The sequence below is a fragment of the Kluyvera chengduensis genome, assembly GCF_044197065.1.
GTDB classification, from domain to species: domain Bacteria; phylum Pseudomonadota; class Gammaproteobacteria; order Enterobacterales; family Enterobacteriaceae; genus Kluyvera; species Kluyvera ascorbata_C.
This window is the reverse complement of sequence record NZ_JBIQOI010000002.1, coordinates 844191-867567: the sequence shown is the minus strand read 5'-3', so window position 1 is coordinate 867567 and position 23377 is coordinate 844191. Positions and strand designations below refer to the sequence as shown.

Sequence of the window (23377 nt, the reverse complement as noted above, 5' to 3'; positions counted from 1 at the left end):
CGATGCTCGGCCGGGCTACAATAAACGTAGCCCGGCCGAGGCGTTTACGCCGACGCCGGGGACTCTCCGGCGCTGGTATTACTGCCATTCATTTCCTTCTTTTCCGTTAATCAACAGCCGACGTTTTTCCCCTTCCGGCATCGTCACCTTCAGCGCCTTCCACGCCGGACGATAATCGCCGCGCGCGTTGACCTTCAGGTCAATGGTACTGCCGGTGCAGACCATCTCCCACTCCAGCCACAGCGCATTGCCCTGCTGGTATCCCCACGACTCGCCGTCATCTTCAAACAGCAGGCCAGACGTGCTGCCTACGCCTTTCACCGGGTACAACTTCAGCTCGCGCTGCGTATCCTCGGCGGCGTTAACAAAGGTAATGCGCTCGCTCATTGGAATACCGGCCCCGGCGCGAACCAGCAGCGGCAGCTTCTCCAGCGGCGCATCGAGGGTTATCCATTGGCCGCCGCTGAACCACTCGCTGGTGTAAAAATCGTACCAGCCGGTCTCGTTGTCCGGCAGCCAGACGCGGCGCTCGCGCTCGCCCGCTTCCACGACGCTGGCGACCAGAATATCGCGCCCCAGCAGAAAATCGTCGCATTCGGCAAACGTCTGTTCATCGTGCTCGTGGTCGAGGAACGTCGGGCGCAGCATCGGTTCATCGTCGGCATGTGCCTGCCACAGCAGAGTGTAGAAGTACGGCAGCAGACGGTAACGCAGTTCAATGGCGCTGCGGATAGCTGGGGTAATGGCGGGATACATCCACGGTTCGTTGACGGTATGGTCATCGTTCCAGGAGTGGATGGTAAAGCGTGGGTGCATCACGCCGTTTTGCACCCAGCGCACGAACAGTTCCGGGTCTGGTTTATCGCCGGAGAAGCCGCCCACGTCATGCCCGAGGTTGTAGAGGCCAGACAGGCTCATACCCAGCCCCATGCGGGTGTTGTAGCGCAGGGTATCCCAGTTGGTGCGGTTATCGCCGCTCCAGGTCTGCACGTAGCGCTGCATCCCGGCGCAGCCGGAACGGGAAATCAGGTACGGACGCTTGTTCGGCGCAAAGCGCTGCTGGGCTTCCATTGAGGCGCGAATCATCAGCAGCGGCATCACCGGGCGAATATGCTTGATAGCAATCTCTTTGCCAAAGCCGTGGCAGCGTGCCTCGCCGTCCCAGACTTCAAACTCGTTGTTATCGTTCCAGGTCGAGTCGATACCCATTTCCAGAAGCTGGTTGGTCACGCCATTCTGCCACCAGGCCACGGTCTGCGGGTTAGTGAAGTCGAGGTGCGAGCCTTCGTCGTCCCAGAAGCTGGAACGCTCAGGACCGTCGCTTTCGGAATCGCGAATAAACAGCGCCTGTTCCGCCACCTCGCCGTAGCGCGGGTGATCCTGCAACAGGCACGGCTTAATGTTCGCCGCCAGATGCAGCCCGGCGTCGTGGAACGCCTGGCTCATCACCTTCGGCTGTGGCACTTTGTCGTAGTTCCAGTTGAAAACGTAGCGCTTGCCGTTAATCGAGGTGTAGCCGGAAGAGAGCTGGAACGAATCGCATGGAATCGCATGCTCGTCGCACAGACGAATAAAGTTCATCAGCTGATTCTGCGCGTCCGGCGCGTCGGTGTAGTGCATGGTGGAACCGCTGTAGCCGAGGCTCCATTTTGGCCCAAACAGCGTTTTACCGGTCAGGCGGACGAAGGCTTTGGTCACGTCGAGCACGCGCTCGCCGGTAAACAGGTAGTAGTCGATATCCCCGGCCTCGGCCTGCCAGCGGCGATAGGCGGTGTGGTAGTTATCAATTTCGTTGCCGAGATCCAGCCAGCAGCTGCTGAGGTTGTCGTAAAACAGCCCGAAGCTCACGTCGTCGCGGCGGGTGATGGTAAACGGAATATGTTTATACAGTGGGTCGGTGCTGACCGCGTTATAGCCCATCGCGTCGAGGTTGCGCATCTCATAGCGTTTGCCGGTGCGCTGCAGGTCACCCGCTTTATCTCCCAAGCCATAAAAGCGCTCATCCTTACGGCGGCTCTGATAGTGCGCCACACCGTCGCCGTGAGCGTTAACCAGATAGGCGCTGGTCGGGCGGTCGTTGACCAGCGGCTGCCACTCACCCTCAGCGTTACGGTAGTGCCACTCAATCCACAGCGGCTGGTGGACGGTAGCGCGCAGAGATTCGGTCGACACCGTCACGGTGTCGTCCTGCTGGAGCAGCGTCCAGGCCGGCAGGGTAAAACCACTGAGATCCTCACGGCTACGACCTTCCCACGGCACATCCTGCGATGGCGCGATACTCCAGGTGCGGTCCAGCGCCAGCTCGCCTTTGCGTTTTAACAGCACGCGGAACAGATTCTCTTCCAGCACGTACAGGCACAGCGTGTGCTGGCCGTCGACCAGCAGCTCGACGTGATGGGTTGACTGTTTTTGCAGGGTCCAGTTTTTCAGCGTTTTCATATCTACATCCACTCTCAGGCGCGTTTTGCGCGACGTTCAGCAATAAAAGAAACCAGGAAGATAGCGCCAATCAGGTCGAAGAAGCCCATGGCAATAAACAGCGGGTTGAAGCCGATTTTGTCGGCGGTCACCCCGATAATCAGGGAAAAAATGAAGCTCGCGATCCACGCCGCGGAACCGCGCATGCCGTTTACGGTCGCCATCTGGCCTTTATCAAAAGACTCCACCACCAGGGCGCTCAGCATGCAGGAGATGATCTGGTGGCCGAAGCCGCCAATCGACATCAGCACCACGGCGACGATAGGATCTTTGGTCAGTGCGACCACGGCGAGTGACACCATCAGAAACGCGCCGGTCACGGAGCTTGCCACGGTGGAGTTGACGCGTGAGCAGCCAAACAGGCGTACATACAGGCGGGTTAAGTAACCGCTGGCGACGCTACCGAGGTCGGCGGCGAGGAACGGTAGCCAGGCGAACAGGGCGATCTGCTTGAGATCCATGTTGTACTGTTTGGCGAAGTAGAGCGGCATCCAGAAGCTGAAGACTGCCCAGGCCGGTTCGGCCATAAACGCCGGAATGGCGATACCGTAGAAGCGTTTGTTTTTGCCAACGGTTTTCAGCGCGGTGAGGAACGGCAGTTTGACCGGCGGCGCTTCGTTATCCTGGCGGATATAGTCCAGCTCGGTCTTGCCCAGGTTCGGGTGCTTGTCCGGGTTATGATAGAACACCCACCACAGCACCACCCACGCTGCCGCCAGCACGCCGGTAAACATAAACGCGCCCTGCCAGCCGAAGGAGGCGTGGGCAAAGTAGATGATCGGCGGCGCCAGCATCGCGCCGATAGAAAAGCCTACGCCCGCCCATCCTGCCGCGACCGGGCGCTCGGATTTTGGGAACCACTCGCCGATTGTTTTGGCGTTTGCCGGCGTCGCCGCCGCTTCCGCACCGCCCATAAAGAAGCGCAGCAGCGCCAGATGTATCCAGTTACCCGCCCCCGCATGCAGCAGACAGGCCAGCGCCCATAGGCTGGCGCAAATCATAAAGCCCAGCTTGAGGCCAATCACATCAATCAGCCAGCCACACAGCGGCTGGAACAGGGTGTAGGCAATCTGGAATGCCCCGACTATCCACGAATACTGTTCGGTGGTGATCCCAAGGCTGGTTTTCAGCTCCGGGGCCAGAATGCCCAGTGAGTTACGGGTGATGTAGTTAACGGTCACGCCAAGTAAAAAGAGGACCAGCATCCACCAGCGCAGGTTTTTCACTACGCGGCGTGTTTTGCTGACGGCCATATCATTATTGATACCCTGGCTCATAGGGTTCTCCACAGGATGATGTAGGGGACGGTGCGCCAACTGCGTGGGGGAGTTGTCACACCACTTTTATTAAGGTTTTGATTGTTATCATTTTTGTTTTTATTCACTTCCACCGTTCTTGTATGGAAGTTGTTCTACCAATTCACAGTAGGAGACAATAAAAGCGGGGGAAAGCGGGTTTTGTGCACGTTTTTTCATAACTGGCTGATATAGATTACGTACAAGCATTCAAAGCCCGTCAGTACGCGGTTTTTATGTCATGAAAATTCTTTCATTTCTGAATTAGAGGCGGATCACATAATGGAAAAGAAGCTAAAAATCGCGGAAATTGCCGCGCGAACCGGGCTCTCCGCCAGCACCGTTTCGCGGGTTTTGGCAGGCAAGGCCAACACCAGCGACCGCGCTCGGGAAAAAGTGCTGGCCTGCGCCCGTGAGTTGGGGGTGATGGATGGCATGGCGGCGGGCCGCATGCTGCTGAATAACCTGATAGTTTTTGCGCCGCCGCGGGCGTTTGATGAGCGTTCGGATATCTTCTACTACCGCGTGATTCAGAGCATCAGCAAGGCGTTGGCGCCGCACGAAGTCCGCCTGCGCTATTGCCCGCTGGACGAAAATGACAGCGACCCCGCGCTGTTTCTCTCGCGTATGAACGAAGCGGAGACACAGGCTGCGGTTCTGCTGGGTATCGACGATCCGCATATTCACGATCTGGCGGCCGATCTCGGTAAACCCTGCGTGCTGATCAACTGCCGCGACGATCGTATGCGATTACCCGCTATCGCGCCGGATCACCGCACGATCGGCGCGTTTGCCGCCCGTTATCTGTTTGAAATGGGCCATCGCGAGGTGATGAACGTGATGTGTCTGCGCCGCTATACCATGGAGCAGCGGCTGGCGGGCATTAAAGAATCGTGGCGACAGCACAACCTCGTTTTTCAACACGAGCGTGATTTACTCAACATTGGCAGTTTTAGCGCCAAAGGGGCGGAAGAGAAAGTAGGCGCGTGGCTCGACGCGCTGGGCAGTCGCCCGATGCCGACGGCGTTTCTGGTTGGCGGTGATTTTATGGCGGCGGGCACCATCAATGCGCTGCGTCAGCGCGGGCTGCGTGTGCCGCAGGATGTTTCGGTGATGAGCATTGACGGTTTTAACCTGGCGGCGATTGAAGATGTGCCGTTAACGGCAGTTCATGTCCCGCGCGATGAGCTGGGCGTTGAGGCGGTACAGATGCTGCAACAGCGGCTCATTCGCCCGGATGCGCCGGTTGGCTCTCTGCTGCTGCACGGGCGGCTGGCGGTGCGGGAATCGGTCAGGCGGGTGCGCCCTGGAAAAGGGCACACCGCCGTAGAGCGAGAAGGGCTGTACGATAATCAGCCGTCGATCCCGAGCGCTCGCTTGCCGTGAATATTGAGGTCGGCAAGGGTGAAGCGTCCTTGCCAGTCGGCTTCGTAGTCTTCACGCGGGAAGTCGCCCGGCGAGGCACCTCGCTCCAGCGCAGCCTTCACCTTATGGGCGTAGGCGAGGTTTTTCGCGCACATCGGTGCCGCCGGAATATACATCACGTTGCCCCAGCCTTGCTGATTCTCAACTGGTGCCACCGAGTGAATCACGTCGCAGTGCCACCATACGGAATCTCCGGCCTCAATGGCGGGAATGGCGGTCAGCGCGCTGATTAACAGCGGGTGCCACTTCTCGGAAATCGGCAGTACTTTGCCCGGCGCGACGCCGCAGAGTTCGTCCTCCGGCACGTCATCCAGCAGCGGACGCAGCAGCACGTAGGCCATCGCTTCTGGAATCGGTACCACGTGCAGCAATCCCTGATCGGGAATCATATCGGAGAGCGCGGTCCAGCCCTGGAAGGTGCGGAATACCGAGCATTTGGTGGTGTTATCGACAGTGTACTCTTCCACATCGGTGCGGTGCGCGGCGTTCCACGGGTCGTATTGTTCAATATTGCCATTAAACACGCTGGCAAACACCTGCTGATAGGCCGGCAGCAGCCAGCGTTCCAGCGCGCCGGAATCAGTATGTGCGCCCAGACCTTTCGAGGTGGTGCCCGGCGGGCGGCGACGAATACGGTCCGGGTAGATAACGCTGATGTCCGGGTTAAACCACTGCTTACCTTCGCTTGAAACCTGCCACAGGCGGTTTAAGAACGACTGCGCCTGCGCCATTTCCGGGCTCTGGCGAGCCTGCATTTGCGCCTGTGACCAGTAGATAGGGTAAATCTCCGGGCGTGAGGCATCCAGCGAACCGAAGAAGGTGTCGCCTGGGCCTTTGTAGACGTCATCAAAGTGGTTGAGGTCGAGGTAGTCGAGCATCGAACGATCCCAGGCCAGCGCCTGTTCGCGAGGGAAATGACCTTTGATTACCGCACAGCCGCGGCGCTTCACTTCTGCGCGAGTGGCATCCGTGATTTTCCCGGCGGCGAGATCGGCATAGGGGATTTCCGGCCATACCGGCTGACCCTGAGCCTTCAGCACGTTAATTTCCGCCACGCGGGCTTCAATGGTGGCGCTCAGACGGTCAAATACCGCCTGCACATCGCCAATCTGTGCGCGCAGCGCCTGTTTCATCTGGCGAATAGCTGCTTTTGGGTCAGCGGGCAGCGTTTCGTGGGTAAAGGACATTGTCATATCAACCTCGCAACCTTTCATTCGAAAGTGAAATTCATTACAGGTGATACTTTAAGTTAAAATAAAGTTAATGCAAGTTTAAATTCTTGCGTTCAATCACGAAGGTAAAGAAAGATGAATAGGTAGGCCGGATAAGGCAACGCCGCCATCCGGCAATGTGCTCGGAGGCGCCTGATGGCGCTGCGCTTATCAGGCCTACAAAGGGGGAGAATTAGAAAGGTGCGGAACCGTCCAGCACGGCCTGAATCACATTCAGCGCGCCGTCGTGGTTGTTATCGTCGGTCTGGTAGTCGGCGATAGCTTTAATGCTCTCGCCCGCGTTGCCCATCGCGAAGGCGTACTTCACCAGCTTGAGCATTTCGGCGTCGTTGCCGCTGTCGCCAATCGCTACGCACTGCTGCGGCGAAAGCTGCCAGCGCTTCAGCAGGCGGCTGATGCCGTTGGCTTTGTGCAGGCCAGGAATGATGAGATCGACAAAGCCGAAGCCGCTGGTGACGGGCTTCATAATGCCATCAAGAGAGACGTGCAGCTTATCAATCAGCTCAGGAATATCGCTGTCCGGCAGGTTCAGCGAGAATTTGAACATCTTGTCGTCGACGTCGTGGAAGTTCGCCACGCGCTTTAAGCGGTAGTAGTGTTTGGACATCAGTTCGACCAGCGCCTCTGGCGCGCTCTCGCTGATGTAGGCGCTCTCCAGACCGCAGGCGACGAAGTACATCTGCGGGTCTTTCAGCAGTTCACCAATGACTACCTGATACTCATGCTTTGTCAGCTCACCGTGGAAAAGCTGCTGCCCGTGCTCGTACACCAGCGCGCCGTTTTCGGCGACAAAAGAGATGCGGTCCCGGATTTCAGGGAAGAAGGTAATCAGTTGGTAATACTGGTTGCCGCTGGCAACGACGAATTCAATGCCACGTTCTTGAAGCTGTTCAAACTGCGCCAGAAACCTCGAACGGTCGTAGGTCTTGGCGTCATTAAGAAAAGTTCCGTCCATGTCTGTGACGATAACTTTAACGGTCATGCGGGATGCTCCTGGGGTAACTTCGGCCAGAAACAATTTAATTACAATGTGAGCTAAAGCACAAATTTATTTCATTCGAAAGAGAAGTGGCGGGGGAGTTGTGCGCGTTGGACCCTCACCCCGGCCCTCTCCCTGGAAGGGAGAGGGAGAATTCACAAACGGTGCCGATCGGTTCCCTCTCCCCTGTGGGGAGAGGGTTAGGGTGAGGGGGAAAACGCACCGACCTACAGCGTATGCTCCGTACGCGCAATAATATCGTCCTGCGCATCCGGCGACAGCGCGGTAAAGAACGCCGAATAGCCCGCTACGCGCACCACTAAATCACGATACTGATCCGGATGTTTCTTGGCTTCCAGCAGCGTTTCGCGCGACACGATGTTGTACTGAATATGCCAGCCTTTATGCACCTCGAAGAAGGTACGCAGCAGCGCCATCAGCTTCTGTTTATCGCTTTCGTTCTCAAGCGTTGCCGGGTTCAGCTTCTGGTTTAACAGCACGCCGCCAAGAATCGCTGAAGTCGGCAGTTTACCCACGGAGCTAATCACCGCCGTTGGGCCGAGGTGGTCGGTACCGCTTGCCGGGCTGGCGCCTTCGGCAAGCGGAGTTTTGGCCTTACGACCGTCCGGCGTTGCCATGGTCTGCGCGCCAAACGGCACGTTGGCCGAGATAGAAGATGTGCCAGCATAGTAGTTGCCGCCAATCGGGCCACGACCGTAGCGCGGGTTGTGATACTGCTTCAGCTCGTCGATATAGGTCTGGTAGGCGCGAGCCAGCAGGGTGTCGACGCTGTCATCATCATTGCCGTACTTCGGCGCGCCGTTGATCAAACGCTGACGCAGCTGCTCGTGGGTCAGACCGTCGTAGTCTTCCGCCAGCGCTTTTGCCAGCTCCTGCTGACCAATCAGCCCCTGATCGAAGACCAGCTTTTTCACCGCAGCCAGGCTATTGCCGAGGTTGGCGATGCCCACCTGCAGGCCGGAAACCCAGTCGTATTTTGCGCCGCCCTGTTTGATGCTTTTCGCCCGTTCAATGCAGTCGTCAACCAGCGCCGAGCACAGAATATCGTGCACGTTCTCTTCCAGCATGGTGTCGACCACGTACTCAATCTCAATCGATTTACGGGTGTAGTAGCGAATCTGGGTATCCCAGTCGGCCAGCATCTGCTCGAAGTTGGCGAAGTTGCCCTGCGACAGCGCGTGATCTTGTGGCAAGAACACCTTGCCGCTGGTGGCATCGCGGCCGCCTTCCATCGCCGCCAGCATCACGCGGGCAAAGTTGATAAAGCTCATGCCGGTGCAGCGGTAGCCCCATTTGCCGCCGACGGCGGTTTCGATGCAGCCGATGGCCGCATAGTCGTAGGCATCTTCCGGTTCGACGCCGAGCTTAATGAATTCCGGGATAACGATTTCATCGTTGTTGAACGCCGGCATGCCGAAGCCGCAGCGAATCACCTGCACGCAGGCGTCGAGGAAGTCGTTGCTCATGCCCGCGTGGTAGCGCACGCTCAGGTTTGGCTGGGTGGAGCGCAGACGGCCACAGGATTCGAGGATGGCATAGGAGAGCGGGTTCACCGCGTCCTGTGCTTCACCGTTCACTAACTTCTGACCGCCGATGGTCACGTTCTGATACAGCGGGCTTCCGGCGGAAGCCTTAGAGTGCGAGCCGGAGCGAATCTTGTTCACTTCCAGTAGCTTCAGCCAGCAGCTGTGCAGCAGCTCGATGGCATGTTCGCGGTCCAGCGTTTGTTCCAGCTCAACGTCGCGACGGTAGTACGGGTAGAGATACTGGTCCATGCGGGCAAACGACACCGAGTGGCCGTTGGACTCAATTTGCAGAATCAGCTGGATGAAGTAGCACAGCTGCAGCGCCTGCCAGAAGGTTTTTGGCGGCTCATGGGCAATGACGTCGCAGTTTTCCGCCATTGCTAGCAGCTCATCGCGACGGCTTGTGCGCGTCTCTTCGGCAGCCATTTTGCGCGCCAGTTCCGCGAAACGTTCGATGTGCAGGCTTACCGCGTCCAGCACGATATCAATGGCTTTCAGGAACTGGTCGCCGTGCAGATCTTCCAGTACGGTCAGGTTGATGCGGGTGCGGCGCTCGGCCACCTTAGCGCGCATCCCGTTGAGGCCTTTTTCCAACAGCAGCGGGAAGTTCACCGCCAGGTGGGCATCGCCGGAGGTCATGTTGCCTTCGGCTTTGATAATGCCGGTTGCCAGCAGCGCTTTTTGTTCGTCGGTGAACATGCCGTAGCAGCGGTCCTGTACGGTCTGGCCGCGCCACCATGGGCACACTTCGTGCAGTACGCGTTTGTTCTCTTCGCTTACCGCAAAGCCCGCGCCTGGGCGATCGGCCAGGTCGTCGATCTCTTTTTCAATCCAGCTAACGGTGTATTCCGGGAAGATAGGCGCGGCGCGCACTTCGCTGGCCTGGTTGCCGATAATCAGTTCGTCGTGCTTGATCCAGATAGTCCGTTCCGCGAGGTGATGCGCCAGCGCCAGCGCGCGGCGTACCGGAATCGGCTTGTCGAGATGCTGCTGATAGGCTTCGGTATAGTGACGCGCACGTTCGGTGCACACCGGCGGCTTCACGATATGCACCAGCGCGTTTTTGTGGGCCTGAATGCGGTCGGTCAGTTTATCGAGTTTCAGAGTGGTCATCGTTTTATCCTCGTAGTGTCGCTGTTAACCCTTTTTCACCGGCATACTGTTGAGCAAAATCCAGCAGCTCAGGGTCATTCAGCGGCTTATCGGGTGCGAAGTAGGGAAGGCCGAGCAGGGCATATTTATTGATGCCGAGCGTGTGGTAAGGCAGAAAATGGATCTCGCGCACGCCGGGCATTTCATCGGCGGCAAAATCGGTAATCGCTTTAATCGAGGTTTCGTCGGCGTTAAAGCCCTGAATCAGCGGCACGCGCAGCGTGACCTGTTTTCCCGCGGCGGCCAGGCGTTTCAGGTTGTCGAGCACGCGTTTTGCCGAGCCGTCAGTCCATTGTTTAAAGCGCGCTTCATCGACGTGTTTGAGGTCAGCCAGGAACAGGTCGATATAGGGCAGCGCAGGCTCGAGGTAGCGCCACGGCACGTGCAGACAGGTTTCAACGGCGGTGTGAATCCCCTGGTCGTGCGCGCTTTTTAGCAGCACAAGCGCCAGTTCCGGGTTCATAAACGGTTCGCCGCCGGACAGGGTCATGCCGCCGCCGCTGCGCTCGTAAAACGGTTTATCGCGCAGCACGGTGGCCATTATGTCGTCGGCGCTTTTCTCTTCCCCGCAGACGGTTAACGCCTGGGTTGGGCAGCAGGTGGTCAGTGTGGCAAGGTGGGCGTCATCCAGCTTTTCCCGATGGATAACCAGCCCGTTAAGCGCACGTTCAATGACCGACGGCGCGGCTTTCTGGCACAGGTCACAGCCGTCGAGGCACAGACGCGGGTCGAACAGCAAATCCTGCTCGCGGGAACGGCTCTCGGGGTTCTGGCACCAACGGCAGCCGAGCGAGCATCCTTTCAGGAAGACGACGGTGCGGATGCCTGGACCATCGTGGGTGGAATAGCGCTGAATATTGAAAATCATATGCTGCCCTCATCTTTCGTATAAAGATTAAAATACTTTCGAATGAAAGCTATCTTGATATGGGTCAACTTAAGAAGAGGTTTTGCTGTGGTAATGTTATTCCATGCTCAATATCACGGTTTAAGGACACATCATGGAACTCTATCTCGACACCTCCGACGTCGCCGCAGTGAAGAAGCTGGCACGCGTTTTCCCGCTGGCGGGCGTGACCACAAACCCAAGCATCGTGGCGGCAGGTAAAACGCCGCTGGACGCGCTGCTGCCGGAACTGCTGGATGCCATGGGCGGTAAAGGCCGTCTGTTTGCTCAGGTGATGGCGACCACGGCGGATGGCATGGTGGCGGACGCACTGAAGCTGCGGGCGATTATTCCGGATCTGGTCGTAAAAGTGCCGGTGACGGCGGAAGGCCTGGCGGCGATTAAGCTGCTGAAAGCGGAAGGCATTCCAACACTCGGTACCGCCGTGTACGGTGCAGCGCAGGGGCTGCTGTCGGCGCTGGCGGGGGCTGAGTATGTCGCGCCTTACGTCAACCGCGTGGATGCCCAGGGCGGCAACGGTATTCAGACAGTGTGTGAATTGCAGGACCTGCTGACTCTGCACGCGCCGCAGTCAAAAGTGCTGGCTGCGAGCTTTAAAACGCCACGCCAGGCGCTGGACTGCTTGTTGGCAGGCTGCCAGTCGATCACGCTGCCGCTTGATGTGGCGCAGCAGTTGATTAGCTATCCGGCGGTCGATGCGGCGGTGGCGAAATTTGAGCAGGACTGGCAGACGGCGTTTGGACGTACGTCGCTGTAACGCCTATCCGCGGCGTCGCATACGCTCGGCCGGGCTACGATGGGTTCGCCGATCGGTTCCCTCTCCCCATTGGGGAGAGGGTTAGGGTGAGGGGCGTTACGCCAAAGTCTGCCCACACACCTCACACGTCGGGCTACGCATCAGCTTCATCTCTCTGAACTGGCAGCGCATCGCGTCATACATCACAATTTTCCCTGCCGCAGGCACCCCGTAATGGGTCAGTACTTTAATCGCTTCCATTGCCTGCATTGCGCCAATCACGCCAACCAACGGCGACATCACGCCAGCTTCCACACAGGTTAACGCGTTCTCGCCGAACAGACGGCTCAGGCAGCGGTAGCACGGCTCGCCCTCCTGATACGTAAAGACGCTGATCTGACCTTCCATACGAATCGCCGCCCCGGACACCAGCGGGATTTTGTGCTGGAAACAGCCCGCGTTGAGCTGATTGCGAATGGACACGTTATCGGTGCAGTCGAGCACCAGATCGTGTTCGGCAATCTGCGCCCACAGCGCCGCGTCTTCCAGCATCGCATTCAGCGTATTCAGCTTAACGTGCGGATTAATGCGCGCCAGCGCCTCGCGCGCGGAGTCCACCTTCGGCTGACCGATGGTGGCATCGCTGTGCAGCGTCTGGCGCTGTAGGTTGGAGAGCGAAACGGTATCGAAATCGAGCAGCGTTAGTTCACCCACGCCTGCGGCAGCGAGGTACTGCGCCGCTGCGCAGCCCAGCCCCCCGAGGCCGACGACCAGCACGCGGGCCGCTTTCAGCCGCTCCTGCCCGTCAAAATCGAAGTCGCGCAGAATGATTTGCCGGTTATAGCGCAGCATCTCCGCGTCGCTAAGCTCCGCTGCCATTACAGGCCTCCCAGCAGATGGTTAAACGGCTCTACCTCTACCCATTCGCCCGGCTCAACGTGACCGCGCTCGCGCTCCAGTACGATAAAGCAGTTGCCCTGGCTGAATGAACTGAAGATATGGGAACCCTGATGACCGGTGGTAGAAACGGTCAGCTCGCCGTTTTCATTACGGGCCAGCAGACCGCGCTGGAAGTCGAGGCGGCCCGGCGATTTTTTCAGCCGGTCGGTGGTACGTACGCGCAGACGTGGCGCTTGCGTTGCCACGCTACCGGCGCTGAGCTTGGCCAGCAGCGGCTGCACCAGTTGATAGAAGGTCAGGGCGGCGGAGACCGGGTTGCCCGGCAGACCGCAGAACCAGCTGTGGTTGAGCTTCCCAAAGGCGAACGGTTTGCCCGGCTTGATGGCGAGCTTCCAGAAGCTGATTTCACCCAGCTCATCGAGGATGGTTTTGGTGTAGTCGGCTTCACCAACGGAAACGCCGCCGGAGCTTATCACCACGTCGGCCTGCTCGTCCGCCTGGATAAAGGTCTGGCGAAGTTGTTCAGGATCGTCGCGAATGATGCCAAGGTTAATCACCTCGCAGCCCAACTGTTCCAGCATCAAATGCACCGCCAGACGGTTGGTGTCATAGATTTGCCCGTCGCCCAGCGGCTGGCCCGGCAGCTGCAGCTCATCACCGGTGGAGAACAGCGCGACGCGAATTTTACGCACCACGTCCACCTCGGCAATGCCGAGCGACGCCAGCACCGGCAGTTCGGCGACGGTTAAACGGGTTCCGGCCGGGAACACCACCGCACCGTTGGCGATGTCTTCACCGCGACGGCGAATGTTCTGGTTGGCTTTCACTTTGGCGGTAAAACGAATGCCGTCGTCGGTTTGCTCGGTTTCTTCCTGCATCACCACCGCATCGCAACCCGCGGGTACCGGCGCGCCGGTCATAATGCGAATACAGGTACCGGCAGGCCACTCTCCGTGGAAGGGTTGTCCGGCAAAGGCTTTACCTGCCACCGCAAGCGGTGCCTGTGCCGCGAGGTCAGCGAGACGTACCGCGTAGCCATCCATCGCCGAGTTATCAAAACCCGGTACGTCCAACGGGGAGACGATATCGCTCGCGGTAATGCGACCAAAAGCCTTCAGCAGCGGTACCGACTCGCTTTCATTCAGCGGGGTAATCTGGTTAAGCATTTGGCTCAGCGCGGTATCAAGCGGTATCAGTCCGGCGGTAAAATCCATGGGTAAACTCCTGCGGGAAACGTTCGAATGCGCACATTATGGCAGAAAAGCCTTATCGACAGTATGCCACCTGTGGTGTACCTCACGACGCGGGACGCTATTTCTATATTCAAAATTGATATAGGAACAGAGACACTATAATGATATTTATAAAGAAAATGAGGTAAGGGATCGCTCAATGGGCAAGGCAGTGATTGCAATACACGGTGGCGCAGGCGCAATTAGCCGCAGCCAGCTATCGGCAGAAAAAGAACAACATTACGTCACGGCGCTTTCCGATATCGTGGAAAGCGTACAAAAAATGCTCGAATCTGGCGCGAGCGCGCTGGATGCGGTCACCGAAGCGGTACGTCAGCTTGAAGAGTGTCCGCTGTTTAACGCCGGGATTGGCGCGGTGTTTACCTCAGACGAAACGCATGAGCTGGACGCCTGCGTGATGGACGGTTACTCGCTGCAGGCGGGCGCCGTTGCCGGGGTAAAACATCTGCGCAACCCGGTGCTGGCAGCCAGAAGCGTGCTGGAAAACAGTCCGCACGTGATGCTGATTGGCGAGGGGGCGGAAGCCTTTGCGCAGTCGCAGGGTATGGAGCTGGTGAATAACTCACTGTTCTCCACCGACGAGCGCTTCCAGCAGCTACTGGTGGCGCGCAGCAACGGCGATTTTATTCTCGACCACGATGCCGCGCCGCTGGATGAACAGCAAAAGATGGGCACAGTTGGCGCGGTAGCCCTGGATCTCAACGGCAACCTGGCGGCGGCCACCTCGACCGGCGGGATGACCAATAAACTGCCGGGCCGGGTAGGCGATACCCCGCTGGTGGGCGCTGGCTGTTATGCCAACAATGCCAGCGTGGCGGTCTCTTGCACCGGCACGGGCGAAGTTTTTATCCGTACGCTCGCGGCGTACGATATTGCCGCGTTGATGGAGTACGGCAACCTGAGTCTTTATGAGGCCTGCGAGCGCGTGGTGATGGAAAAACTGCCCGCGCTTGGCGGTAGCGGTGGCCTCATCGCCATCGACCGCGAAGGCAATGTGGTGCTGCCGTTTAACAGCGAGGGCATGTACCGCGCCTGGGCTTATGCCGGCGATACGCCGACGATTGGTATCTATAAGGAATAGAAGGAGTCACCGTGCCGCATTCCGCTGAGCTTGATAACGCGCAGGTGCTGAGCGTTGATAACCTGAACGTGACCTTTCGTCAGGACGGGCAGCCCGTGCGCGCCGTGCATCAGCTCTCATTTCATCTTAATCGCGGCGAAACGCTGGCGATTGTCGGGGAATCCGGCTCGGGAAAATCGGTCACGGCGCTCTCATTAATGCGCCTGCTGGAGCAGTCCGGCAGCCAGGTAAGCATTGATAGCCTGCTGCTGCGCCGCCGCAATCGGGAAGTGATTGATCTTCAGGAGCAGACGTCGGCGCAAATGCGCAGCGTGCGCGGTGCCGACATCGCCATGATTTTCCAGGAGCCGATGACCTCGCTGAACCCGGTGTTCACCATCGGCGAACAGATAGCCGAGTCGATTCGCCTGCATCAGGGGCTTGGGCGCGAAGAGGCGCTGGCCGAGGCGAAGAAAATGCTCGATAAGGTGCGGATTCCGGAAGCCCAGTCCATGCTGTCGCGCTACCCGCATCAGCTTTCCGGCGGGATGCGCCAGCGAGTGATGATTGCGATGGCGCTGTCGTGTCGCCCGGCGGTACTGATTGCTGACGAGCCGACCACCGCGCTGGACGTGACCATTCAGGCGCAGATCCTGCAACTTATCGACGTGCTGCAAAAAGAGATGTCGATGGGGGTGATTTTCATCACTCACGATATGGGCGTGGTGGCGGAAATTGCCGACCGGGTACTGGTGATGCATCAGGGTGAAGTGGTTGAAAGCGGGCTGGTGGACGAGATCTTTACCGCGCCGCAGCACCCGTACACGCGCCGTTTGCTGGCTGCCGTCCCGCGTCTCGGCGCAATGCGCGGCAGCGACTATCCTAAAAGCTTCCCGGATTTCACTACACCGGAAAGTGAACCGCAGCAGCAAGACACCGTTGTTGAGGGTAAGCCAATCCTCAAGGTGCGCAACCTGGTGGCGCGTTTTCCGCTGCGCGGCGGCATTCTGAACCGCATCACCCGTGAAGTGCACGCGGTAGAGAACGTCAGCTTTGATTTATGGCCGGGGGAGACGCTGGCACTGGTAGGCGAGTCCGGCTGCGGTAAGTCGACTACCGGGCGGGCACTGCTGCGGCTGGTCGAGTCGCAAAGCGGCACCATTACCTTTAACGGCGAGCGCATTGATACGCTCTCAGCTCATCAGCTTCAGCCGCTGCGCCGTGATATTCAGTTTATCTTCCAGGACCCGTACGCCTCGCTCGACCCACGCCACACCGTGGGCTTCTCGATTATGGAGCCGCTGCGCATTCACGGCGCGTTGAAAGGCGAGGCGCTACAGCAGCGAGTGGAGTGGCTATTGCAGCGCGTGGGCCTGCAACCTGAGCACGCGTGGCGCTACCCGCACGAGTTTTCCGGCGGCCAGCGGCAGCGTATCTGCATCGCGCGTGCGCTGGCGCTGAACCCGAAGGTGGTGATCGCCGATGAGTCGGTCTCGGCGCTGGACGTCTCGATTCGCGCGCAAATCATCAACCTGTTGCTCTCATTGCAGCGGGAGATGGGCATCGCGTTTCTGTTTATTTCGCATGATATGGCGGTGGTGGAGCGCATCAGCCACCGTGTGGCGGTGATGTATCGCGGGCGCATCGTGGAAATTGGCCCGCGCCGCGCGGTGTTTGAAAACCCGCAGCATCCGTACACGCGCAAGCTGCTCTCCGCCGTTCCGGTGGCGGACCCGGCGCATCGGCGGCCGCAGCGCGTGCTGCTGTCGGACGAACTGCCGGGCAATATCTATAAACGGGGTGAAGAAGTCGAACCCATTCATTTGCAGCAGGTTGCACCGGGGCACTATGTGGCCCGTGAACCGGCAAGCAGTGCGCTAATAAATCGATAATAAAACCATAGGCAGGGGACAACATGACACAACGCGTTTCACGTAAATGGCTGGTCGCACTGGGCGTGGCTTCCGCGCTGGCGGCTTCTCCCGCGTTCGCGGCAAAAGATGTGGTCGTGGCGGTAGGCTCCAACTTCACCACGCTTGATCCGTATGACGCCAACGACACGCTGTCGCAGGCGGTGGCGAAATCGTTCTATCAGGGGCTGTTTGGCCTCGATAAAGAGATGAAGCTGCAAAACGTACTGGCTGAGAGCTATACCGTTTCTGACGACGGCAAGGTCTACACGCTTAAGCTGCGTCAGGGGGTGAAATTCCAGGATGGCACCGATTTTAACGCCGAAGCGGTGAAGATTAACCTCGATCGCGCCAGCAACCCGGATAGCCACCTCAAGCGCTATAACCTGTACAAAAATATCGATAAAACCGAGGTCGTTGATGACCATACGGTGAAGGTGACCTTAAAGCAGCCGTTCTCGGCGTTTATCAATATTCTCGCCCACCCGGCGACGGCGATGATTTCGCCTGCGGCGCTGAAGAAATACGGCAACGAGATTGGCTTCCATCCGGTGGGGACCGGGCCGTATAAGCTCGACACCTGGAATCAGACCGATTTCGTGAAGGTCAGTAAATTTGCCGGCTACTGGCAGCAAGGGCTGCCGAAGCTGGATTCCATTACCTGGCGTCCGGTGGTCGACAACAACACCCGCGCGGCGATGCTGCAAACCGGCGAAGCGCAGTTTGCCTTCCCCATTCCTTACGAGCAGGCGGCGCTGCTGGCTAAAAACAGCCAGCTTGAGCTGGTGGCGAGCCCATCCATCATGCAGCGCTACATCAGCATGAACGTGACGCAAAAGCCGTTCGATAACCCGAAGGTGCGCGAGGCGATTAACTACGCCATTAACCGTCAGGCGCTGGTGAAAGTGGCCTTTGCGGGCTATGCCACCCCGGCAACAGGCGTGGTACCGCCGTCTATCGCCTACTCGACGCAGTATCAGCCGTGGCCGTACGACCCGGCAAAAGCCAAAGCGCTGCTGAAAGAAGCAGGCTACCCGAACGGCTTTAGCACCACGCTGTGGTCGTCGCACAACCACAGTACCGCGCAGAAGGTGCTGCAGTTTACCCAACAGCAGTTAGCGCAAATCGGTATTAAGGCGCAGGTGACGGCGATGGATGCCGGTCAGCGTGCGGCGGAAGTGGAAGCGAAAGGGCAGAAAGAGAGCGGGGTGAGAATGTTCTACACCGGCTGGTCCGCCTCGACGGGCGAAGCCGACTGGGCGCTATCGCCGCTGTTTGCTTCCTCGAACTGGCCGCCAACCCAGTTTAACACCGCGTTCTACAGCAACCCGCAGGTGGATAAAGACCTGACGGCGGCGCTGCAAACCACGGATGCGAAAGAAAAAGCGCGGCTCTATAAAGAGGCCCAGGATACTATCTGGAAAGAGTCGCCGTGGGTGCCGCTGGTGGTAGAAAAACTGGTATCGGCGCACAGCAAGTCATTGACCGGGTTCTATATTATGCCGGACACGGGCTTTAGCTTTGACGATGCGGATTTGAAGTAAGCGAGGTCTCCCTGCGTTATGATGGCGCAGGGAGCTTACGGCAAGGAGAGTCATGCTCAACTATGTTATCAAACGCCTGCTCGGCCTGATCCCGACGCTGTTTATCGTGGCGGTGCTGGTGTTTTTATTTGTCCATCTGCTTCCCGGCGACCCGGCGCGACTGATTGCCGGGCCGGAAGCGGACGCGCAGGTTATCGCGATGGTTCGCCAGCAGTTAGGGCTGGACCAGCCGCTGTACGTTCAGTTCTGGCACTACATAACCCACGCAATACAGGGTGATTTTGGCACCTCAATGGTGTCGCGCCGCCCGGTATCTGAAGAGATTGCCAGCCGCTTTCTGCCAACGCTTTTCCTGACCCTCGCTAGCATGGTGTGGGCGGTGATTTTTGGTATGGCCGCCGGGATTGCCGCCGCCGTATGGCGCAACCGCTGGCCGGATCGTCTCGGCATGGCGCTGGCGGTCACCGGGATCTCCTTCCCGGCGTTTGCGCTGGGGATGCTGCTGATGCAAATTTTCTCCGTCGAGCTTGGCTGGCTGCCCACCGTGGGCGCCGACAGCTGGCGGCACTACATTCTGCCGTCAATCACCCTCGGTGCTGCCGTGGCCTCGGTGATGGCGCGCTTTACCCGCGCCTCGTTTGTTGACGTGCTTAATGAAGACTATATGCGTACCGCCCGCGCCAAAGGGGTGAGTGAAAAAGTGGTGGTGCTGAAGCACGGGCTGCGTAATGCCATGATCCCGGTGGTGACGATGATGGGGCTGCAGTTTGGCTTCCTGCTTGGCGGCTCGATTGTGGTGGAAAAAGTCTTTAACTGGCCGGGGCTTGGACGCCTGCTGGTGGATTCGGTGGAGATGCGCGATTACCCGGTGATTCAGGCCGAGGTGCTGCTGTTCTCACTGGAGTTTATTCTTATCAACTTAGTGGTGGATGTGCTCTACGCCGCCATTAACCCGGCTATCAGGTATAAATAACGTGCGATTATTCAATTGGCGTCGACAGGCAGTACTTAACGCCATGCCGGTGATGCAGGCGGGCGTTCCGCGCACGCCGTGGCGAGAATTCTGGCGGCGTTTTCGCCAGCAGCCGGTGGCGATGGCTTCCGGTATCTTCGTGCTGCTGCTGATTATCGTGGCGGTGGTCGCTCCGTGGATTGCGCCGTTTGATGCGGAAAACTACTTCGACTACGACCGTCTGAACGACGGCCCATCGCTGATCCACTGGTTCGGCGTCGACTCGCTCGGGCGCGATATTTTCAGCCGGGTACTGGTCGGCGCGCAAATCTCACTCACCGCAGGCGTGTTTGCGGTGCTGATTGGCTCGCTGATTGGCACCGTGCTTGGGCTGCTGGCGGGCTACTACGAAGGCTGGTGGGATCGTATCATCATGCGTATCTGCGACGTGCTGTTCGCCTTCCCCGGCATTCTGCTGGCGATTGCCGTAGTGGCGATTATGGGCAGCGGTATGACCAACGTGATTATCGCGGTGGCGATTTTCTCGGTGCCGGCTTTTGCTCGTCTGGTGCGCGGTAACACGCTGGTGTTGAAGCAGCAGACCTTTATTGAGTCGGCGCGCAGCATCGGCGCCAGCGACCGGGTGATCTTGTTCCAGCATATTCTGCCCGGCACGGTCTCCTCCATTGTGGTCTATTTCACCATGCGCATCGGGGTGTCGATTATCTCCGCCGCTAGCCTGTCGTTCCTCGGCCTCGGCGCACAGCCGCCCACGCCGGAATGGGGCGCGATGCTCAACGAAGCGCGCGCGGATATGGTGATTGCGCCACACGTTGCGGTCTTCCCGGCGCTGGCGATTTTCCTCACGGTGCTGGCGTTTAACCTGCTGGGTGACGGCCTGCGGGATGCGCTTGATCCGAAGCTGAAAGGATAAGGTGTTGTTGCCTGATGGCGCTACGCTTATCAGTCCTACAACGTGTGCCGAACGTAGGCCGGATAAGGCGAAGCCGCCATCCGGCAATGTGCTCGTGGGCCTATCGCCCCGTACCCACTCTCGTTTTCCCCCTCCAAATTCATTTCTATTTTGTTAAAAATGTTATGAATGATGAATTGTTGATATCGCGCAGCATTCCTTCCGTTAAGTAATCTCATAATGAAAAGGCCAATGGGTGGCAAGGGAGGTAAATGCATGACGGATAGCAAACTGAAACGCCAGACGATGAGGCGACTCATCAATGCGCGAATTGACCTTGATGCCTATTTGCAGCTTCGAAAGGCAAAGGGGTATATGTCAGTCGGTGACAACGATCATCTGCGTACTAACCTGCTCGAACTGTGTTGTGAACTACGGGGTAACGCTGTACCGCTGAAGCGGTGTAGTTCGCACAAAGAACTGGAAATGATGCGGCAAGCGGGTGAGGCCTTAGCTTCCGCTGCCGTGTGCTTGATGACGGGTCGTTACGACTGCCCGTCCTATATTGCGGTTAACGTGGAAACGCTTGAGCGCTGCCTGACGGCGTTGACGAACAGCATTCGTAAGCTGGATGCTGAATCACCAATGACTCACGCTTAACATCAGGGGGACGTTTGTCCCCCTGTCTATGATCCTCTCCCTTAGCGCATGATTCGCCGCAGAATACGGTTTGCCTGTTCCTCAAAGTTGGTTGCCGCCTGGTCGACGGTTGCCTTGCCGTAGTCGATGCTTTGCAGCGCGGCCAGGAAGAGGGCGGTGAACTGCGGGTCTTCAAGATAGGGGAGCGCCTTGGCGTTATTAGGTAATGAAGCCGACTGCGTCAGCCCGGTCAGCACCGGATCGTCCTCTTTGAGTAACCCGGCATCGCGCAGGATTTGCGCCCCGGCCTTGCTCAGCGGCACGCCGCGCTCAAGACCCACTGGCACCACGCCTTCTTTTTCGCTCATCAGGAAGTTAATCAGCAGCGCCGCTTCCTGTGGATGGCGAGTGTTTTTACTGATGGAAAGCATCAGCGCGGTCTTATTAAACTGCCCGGCATCTTTGGCCCCTTCACGCATTGGGTAATCGCCCATCACCAGGTCTGTCGGGTTGCTCAGGTTCTGCGATTCGGCGGTGTACATGACGTTCCAGTTATAGATACCGCCCCATTCACCGTTGAGCCACGGCTTCATTTCGTAGGCGACACCTTTACCGTAAGAGGCCATCGTGCGGGCATCCGGTACGGTATGTGCCGCCACCAACTGGCGATAGAAGGTGAAAGCCTGCACCAAGTCGTCATGGTTCCAGCCGAGCTTGCGGGTTTTCTCATCCACCATCGGCTTCTGATTGCCCTGATAGACCCAGGAGTTCAGCAGCAGCAGCGAATCCTGCTCGGTCAGGATCAGCGGATAGTAGTTATCCCCGAGCTTTTCTTTAAATACCGGCCCGGCTTTCAGCAGGTCGTCCCAGCTTTTCGGCAACGGCACGCCGGCTTTTTTCCAGGTCGCCGCATTGTAGTAAAACAGCATCACGTTGGCAGAAACCGGGATAGCGTTGACCTTGCCGTTCACCGTCGTGCTAGCGAGCGCGGCAGGGGAGAACTGATCCAGCCCGATAGGCTGGCTGAGCTTGTTAAGATCGTAAAAACCTTCGCCGGTTTTCGACAGCAGCGTCAGCCAGTTCCAGTTGGTCTGGATGACGTCGGCTTCGGTGTTGCTGTTAATCTGCGTGGTCAGGCGCGAGTAGAAACCGTCCCAGCCGGTGTACTCCGCCTTCACGTTAATGTTCGGGTATTTGGCTTCAAAAGCGTCCAGCGCTTTTAAGGTGGCCTGGTTGCGGGCTTTGCCGCCCCACCAGGCAAAACGGAGTTCCACCTGATCGGCGCTGTGCGCGATAGGCATCGCACCGAAACCGCAGCAGGCAAGCAGGAACAAGGCTGATTTTTTCATGGATGAATCCTCCGTGTAGTTCAATTAACGACGCGTCAGGCGATAGCCGGTCAGCGCTTTCACCAGCTGCATTTCCTCTTCGCACCACGGTTTGCCGTCGGGCGTTAACACGTCGTGGAACCACAGCGATTGAGGATTGGGGTGATCTCTGTTGACGCTGGTCCACGGGATCCAGGTCTGCGTTTTGCCCTGCACCAGCCCCCACTGATAGCAGCCGGTATCGAAGGCGCAGAACAGCGGCAGCTGCTCGCTGAACGTGCAGTCCATATGCCGCGCCAGCCATTCGGTGCACAGCACCGGACGCTGATATGCCGCCAGGCTTTCCAGCACGCCGAGTTGGCGGGCGGCGTTGTTGTAGTTGTGGTAGCTGATGATGTCGGAGAGCCGCAGTGCCGCAAGATCAATCGGGTGTTGCAGCGTGCCGTACTGCGGGTGGTCAATGTGCCACGCGCCCACGGTGAGCGGCTGGCTCGGGCCTACTTCACGCGCCCAGCCGAAGGTGGCGGTCATCAGCTCCAGCGCGAAGGTTTCCAGCGCTTCGTCATACTCGGTCGATTCGGTGGGGGACAGGTTAATGCCACGGTTGCCCGGCTCGTTGTAGAGATCCCAGATAGTGATGCGTTCGTCGTCTTTAAAACGACTGAGCACGTCGCGGACGTAGGCTTCTACGCGCGGCCATTGTGCCGGGTCCATCACCATGGCTCGGCCAGGGCTCGCCGCTGCCTGGCTGTTGTGCACCCCTTCGCGCGGTGGTTTTTGCGGGCCGAGGTAGGGCTCATCGCCGGAGAAACCGCAGTCGTCCATCAGCGTGAGCATCACCTGAATCTGGTGCTTTTTGGCCAGCGCTAAAAAGGTGTCGATGCGCGCCAGCAGGCCGTCGCGGTCGGCTTCCCAGACGATAAACGGCAGGTTGGTGCGCAGCGCGTTATAGCCGCAGTCATGCGCCCAGCCTAGCTCCTGGTCGATGGTCTGAGCATCGAACGTCTCCGCCTGCCACATCTCGGTCCAGTTGACCGCGCTGCGCGGCAAATAGTTAAAGCCGCATGCCCAGCCGTGTTGTTGATACCAGGCCTGCGCCTGTGATTCGCGCCATTGCGAGTGCATTG

The 23377-nt window shown here is 58.4% G+C and carries 18 protein-coding genes; 8 read left to right on the top strand and 10 right to left on the bottom strand.

All coding sequences use genetic code 11. The features are described from left to right. Positions 1 to 78: 78 nt before the first annotated feature. Both ACH1XZ_RS09700 and ACH1XZ_RS09695 read right to left on the bottom strand, forming a co-directional pair. Positions 79 to 2439 carry a glycoside hydrolase family 31 protein gene (locus tag ACH1XZ_RS09700; protein WP_395595375.1) on the bottom strand — a complete coding sequence of 787 codons (2361 nt, stop codon included), beginning with the start codon at positions 2437 to 2439 and terminating at the stop codon, positions 79 to 81. Between the two features lie 14 nt (positions 2440 to 2453). Then, positions 2454 to 3755, bottom strand: a complete 1302-nt coding sequence (locus ACH1XZ_RS09695) for an MFS transporter (RefSeq protein ID WP_395595374.1) — start codon at positions 3753 to 3755, stop codon at positions 2454 to 2456. Positions 3756 to 4055: 300 nt separating this feature from the next. Between ACH1XZ_RS09695 and ACH1XZ_RS09690 the strand changes: the two genes are divergently transcribed. Continuing rightward, positions 4056 to 5159, top strand: a complete 1104-nt coding sequence (locus ACH1XZ_RS09690) for a LacI family DNA-binding transcriptional regulator (RefSeq protein WP_395595373.1) — start codon at positions 4056 to 4058, stop codon at positions 5157 to 5159. Here ACH1XZ_RS09690 and ACH1XZ_RS09685 read toward each other — a convergent pair. From ACH1XZ_RS09685 to ACH1XZ_RS09670, 4 genes are all read right to left on the bottom strand, one after another. Continuing rightward, positions 5126 to 6391 (bottom strand): DUF1479 domain-containing protein, encoded by a 1266-nt coding sequence (locus tag ACH1XZ_RS09685; RefSeq protein ID WP_395595372.1) that lies wholly within the window; start codon positions 6389 to 6391, stop codon positions 5126 to 5128. The genes ACH1XZ_RS09690 and ACH1XZ_RS09685 overlap by 34 nt on opposite strands. Before the next feature lie 211 nt (positions 6392 to 6602). After that, complete coding sequence (locus ACH1XZ_RS09680; protein ID WP_395595371.1) at positions 6603 to 7412, bottom strand: Cof-type HAD-IIB family hydrolase; 810 nt, start codon at positions 7410 to 7412, stop codon at positions 6603 to 6605. 224 nt (positions 7413 to 7636) lie between these two features. Further along, complete coding sequence (locus ACH1XZ_RS09675; RefSeq protein ID WP_395595370.1) at positions 7637 to 10069, bottom strand: formate C-acetyltransferase/glycerol dehydratase family glycyl radical enzyme; 2433 nt, start codon at positions 10067 to 10069, stop codon at positions 7637 to 7639. Between the two features lie 4 nt (positions 10070 to 10073). After that, complete coding sequence (locus tag ACH1XZ_RS09670) at positions 10074 to 10976, bottom strand: glycyl-radical enzyme activating protein (protein ID WP_395595369.1); 903 nt, start codon at positions 10974 to 10976, stop codon at positions 10074 to 10076. Between the two features lie 133 nt (positions 10977 to 11109). On the opposite strand from ACH1XZ_RS09670, the gene fsa reads away from it, so the two are divergent. After that, positions 11110 to 11772, top strand: a complete 663-nt coding sequence (fsa, locus tag ACH1XZ_RS09665) for a fructose-6-phosphate aldolase (protein WP_395595368.1) — start codon at positions 11110 to 11112, stop codon at positions 11770 to 11772. A gap of 96 nt (positions 11773 to 11868) precedes the next feature. On the opposite strand, the gene moeB is transcribed toward fsa, so the two are convergent. Next, positions 11869 to 12630: a molybdopterin-synthase adenylyltransferase MoeB gene (moeB, locus tag ACH1XZ_RS09660; RefSeq protein WP_395595367.1), complete on the bottom strand. Its 762-nt coding sequence runs from the start codon at positions 12628 to 12630 to the stop codon at positions 11869 to 11871. Then, a complete protein-coding gene (gene moeA / locus ACH1XZ_RS09655) occupies positions 12630 to 13865 on the bottom strand; it encodes a molybdopterin molybdotransferase MoeA (RefSeq protein WP_395595366.1) in 1236 nt (411 codons plus the stop codon). The genes moeB and moeA overlap by 1 nt, the downstream gene beginning before the upstream one ends. 178 nt (positions 13866 to 14043) lie before the next feature. On the opposite strand from moeA, the gene iaaA reads away from it, so the two are divergent. The 6 genes from iaaA (at position 14044) to ACH1XZ_RS09625 (ending at position 20943) form a co-directional block, all read left to right on the top strand. After that, a complete protein-coding gene (gene iaaA / locus ACH1XZ_RS09650) occupies positions 14044 to 14985 on the top strand; it encodes a beta-aspartyl-peptidase (protein ID WP_395595365.1) in 942 nt (313 codons plus the stop codon). Between the two features lie 11 nt (positions 14986 to 14996). Beyond that, positions 14997 to 16856 carry a glutathione ABC transporter ATP-binding protein GsiA gene (gene gsiA / locus ACH1XZ_RS09645; RefSeq protein ID WP_395595364.1) on the top strand — a complete coding sequence of 620 codons (1860 nt, stop codon included), beginning with the start codon at positions 14997 to 14999 and terminating at the stop codon, positions 16854 to 16856. Positions 16857 to 16879: 23 nt separating this feature from the next. After that, positions 16880 to 18418, top strand: coding sequence for a glutathione ABC transporter substrate-binding protein GsiB (gsiB, locus tag ACH1XZ_RS09640; protein WP_395595363.1), 1539 nt, complete (start codon positions 16880 to 16882; stop codon positions 18416 to 18418). A 52-nt stretch (positions 18419 to 18470) separates the two neighbouring features. Beyond that, on the top strand, positions 18471 to 19391 hold the full coding sequence (gene gsiC / locus ACH1XZ_RS09635) for a glutathione ABC transporter permease GsiC (protein ID WP_395595362.1): 921 nt from the start codon (positions 18471 to 18473) through the stop codon (positions 19389 to 19391). 1 nt (position 19392) lies between these two features. Further along, a complete protein-coding gene (gene gsiD / locus ACH1XZ_RS09630; protein WP_035894491.1) occupies positions 19393 to 20304 on the top strand; it encodes a glutathione ABC transporter permease GsiD in 912 nt (303 codons plus the stop codon). Between the two features lie 255 nt (positions 20305 to 20559). Further along, entirely contained in the window at positions 20560 to 20943 is a 384-nt protein-coding gene (locus ACH1XZ_RS09625) for a biofilm formation regulator BssR (protein WP_395595361.1), read from the top strand. A 41-nt stretch (positions 20944 to 20984) separates the two neighbouring features. Here ACH1XZ_RS09625 and ACH1XZ_RS09620 read toward each other — a convergent pair whose 3' ends face one another. Further along, positions 20985 to 22271, bottom strand: coding sequence for an ABC transporter substrate-binding protein (locus ACH1XZ_RS09620; RefSeq protein ID WP_395595360.1), 1287 nt, complete (start codon positions 22269 to 22271; stop codon positions 20985 to 20987). A gap of 24 nt (positions 22272 to 22295) precedes the next feature. After that, positions 22296 to 23375: a glycoside hydrolase 5 family protein gene (locus ACH1XZ_RS09615; protein WP_395595359.1), complete on the bottom strand. Its 1080-nt coding sequence runs from the start codon at positions 23373 to 23375 to the stop codon at positions 22296 to 22298. Between the last annotated feature and the right edge of the window lie 2 nt (positions 23376 to 23377).

Coding starts and splice junctions, on each gene's coding strand:
- ACH1XZ_RS09700 (WP_395595375.1), bottom strand. CDS start 2,439: ATGAAAACGCTGAAAAACTGGACCCTGCAAAAACAGTCAACCCATCAC.
- ACH1XZ_RS09695 (WP_395595374.1), bottom strand. CDS start 3,755: ATGAGCCAGGGTATCAATAATGATATGGCCGTCAGCAAAACACGCCGC.
- ACH1XZ_RS09690 (WP_395595373.1), top strand. CDS start 4,056: ATGGAAAAGAAGCTAAAAATCGCGGAAATTGCCGCGCGAACCGGGCTC.
- ACH1XZ_RS09685 (WP_395595372.1), bottom strand. CDS start 6,391: ATGACAATGTCCTTTACCCACGAAACGCTGCCCGCTGACCCAAAAGCA.
- ACH1XZ_RS09680 (WP_395595371.1), bottom strand. CDS start 7,412: ATGACCGTTAAAGTTATCGTCACAGACATGGACGGAACTTTTCTTAAT.
- ACH1XZ_RS09675 (WP_395595370.1), bottom strand. CDS start 10,069: ATGACCACTCTGAAACTCGATAAACTGACCGACCGCATTCAGGCCCAC.
- ACH1XZ_RS09670 (WP_395595369.1), bottom strand. CDS start 10,976: ATGATTTTCAATATTCAGCGCTATTCCACCCACGATGGTCCAGGCATC.
- fsa (WP_395595368.1), top strand. CDS start 11,110: ATGGAACTCTATCTCGACACCTCCGACGTCGCCGCAGTGAAGAAGCTG.
- moeB (WP_395595367.1), bottom strand. CDS start 12,630: ATGGCAGCGGAGCTTAGCGACGCGGAGATGCTGCGCTATAACCGGCAA.
- moeA (WP_395595366.1), bottom strand. CDS start 13,865: ATGGATTTTACCGCCGGACTGATACCGCTTGATACCGCGCTGAGCCAA.
- iaaA (WP_395595365.1), top strand. CDS start 14,044: ATGGGCAAGGCAGTGATTGCAATACACGGTGGCGCAGGCGCAATTAGC.
- gsiB (WP_395595363.1), top strand. CDS start 16,880: ATGACACAACGCGTTTCACGTAAATGGCTGGTCGCACTGGGCGTGGCT.
- gsiC (WP_395595362.1), top strand. CDS start 18,471: ATGCTCAACTATGTTATCAAACGCCTGCTCGGCCTGATCCCGACGCTG.
- ACH1XZ_RS09625 (WP_395595361.1), top strand. CDS start 20,560: ATGACGGATAGCAAACTGAAACGCCAGACGATGAGGCGACTCATCAAT.
- ACH1XZ_RS09620 (WP_395595360.1), bottom strand. CDS start 22,271: ATGAAAAAATCAGCCTTGTTCCTGCTTGCCTGCTGCGGTTTCGGTGCG.
- ACH1XZ_RS09615 (WP_395595359.1), bottom strand. CDS start 23,375: ATGCACTCGCAATGGCGCGAATCACAGGCGCAGGCCTGGTATCAACAA.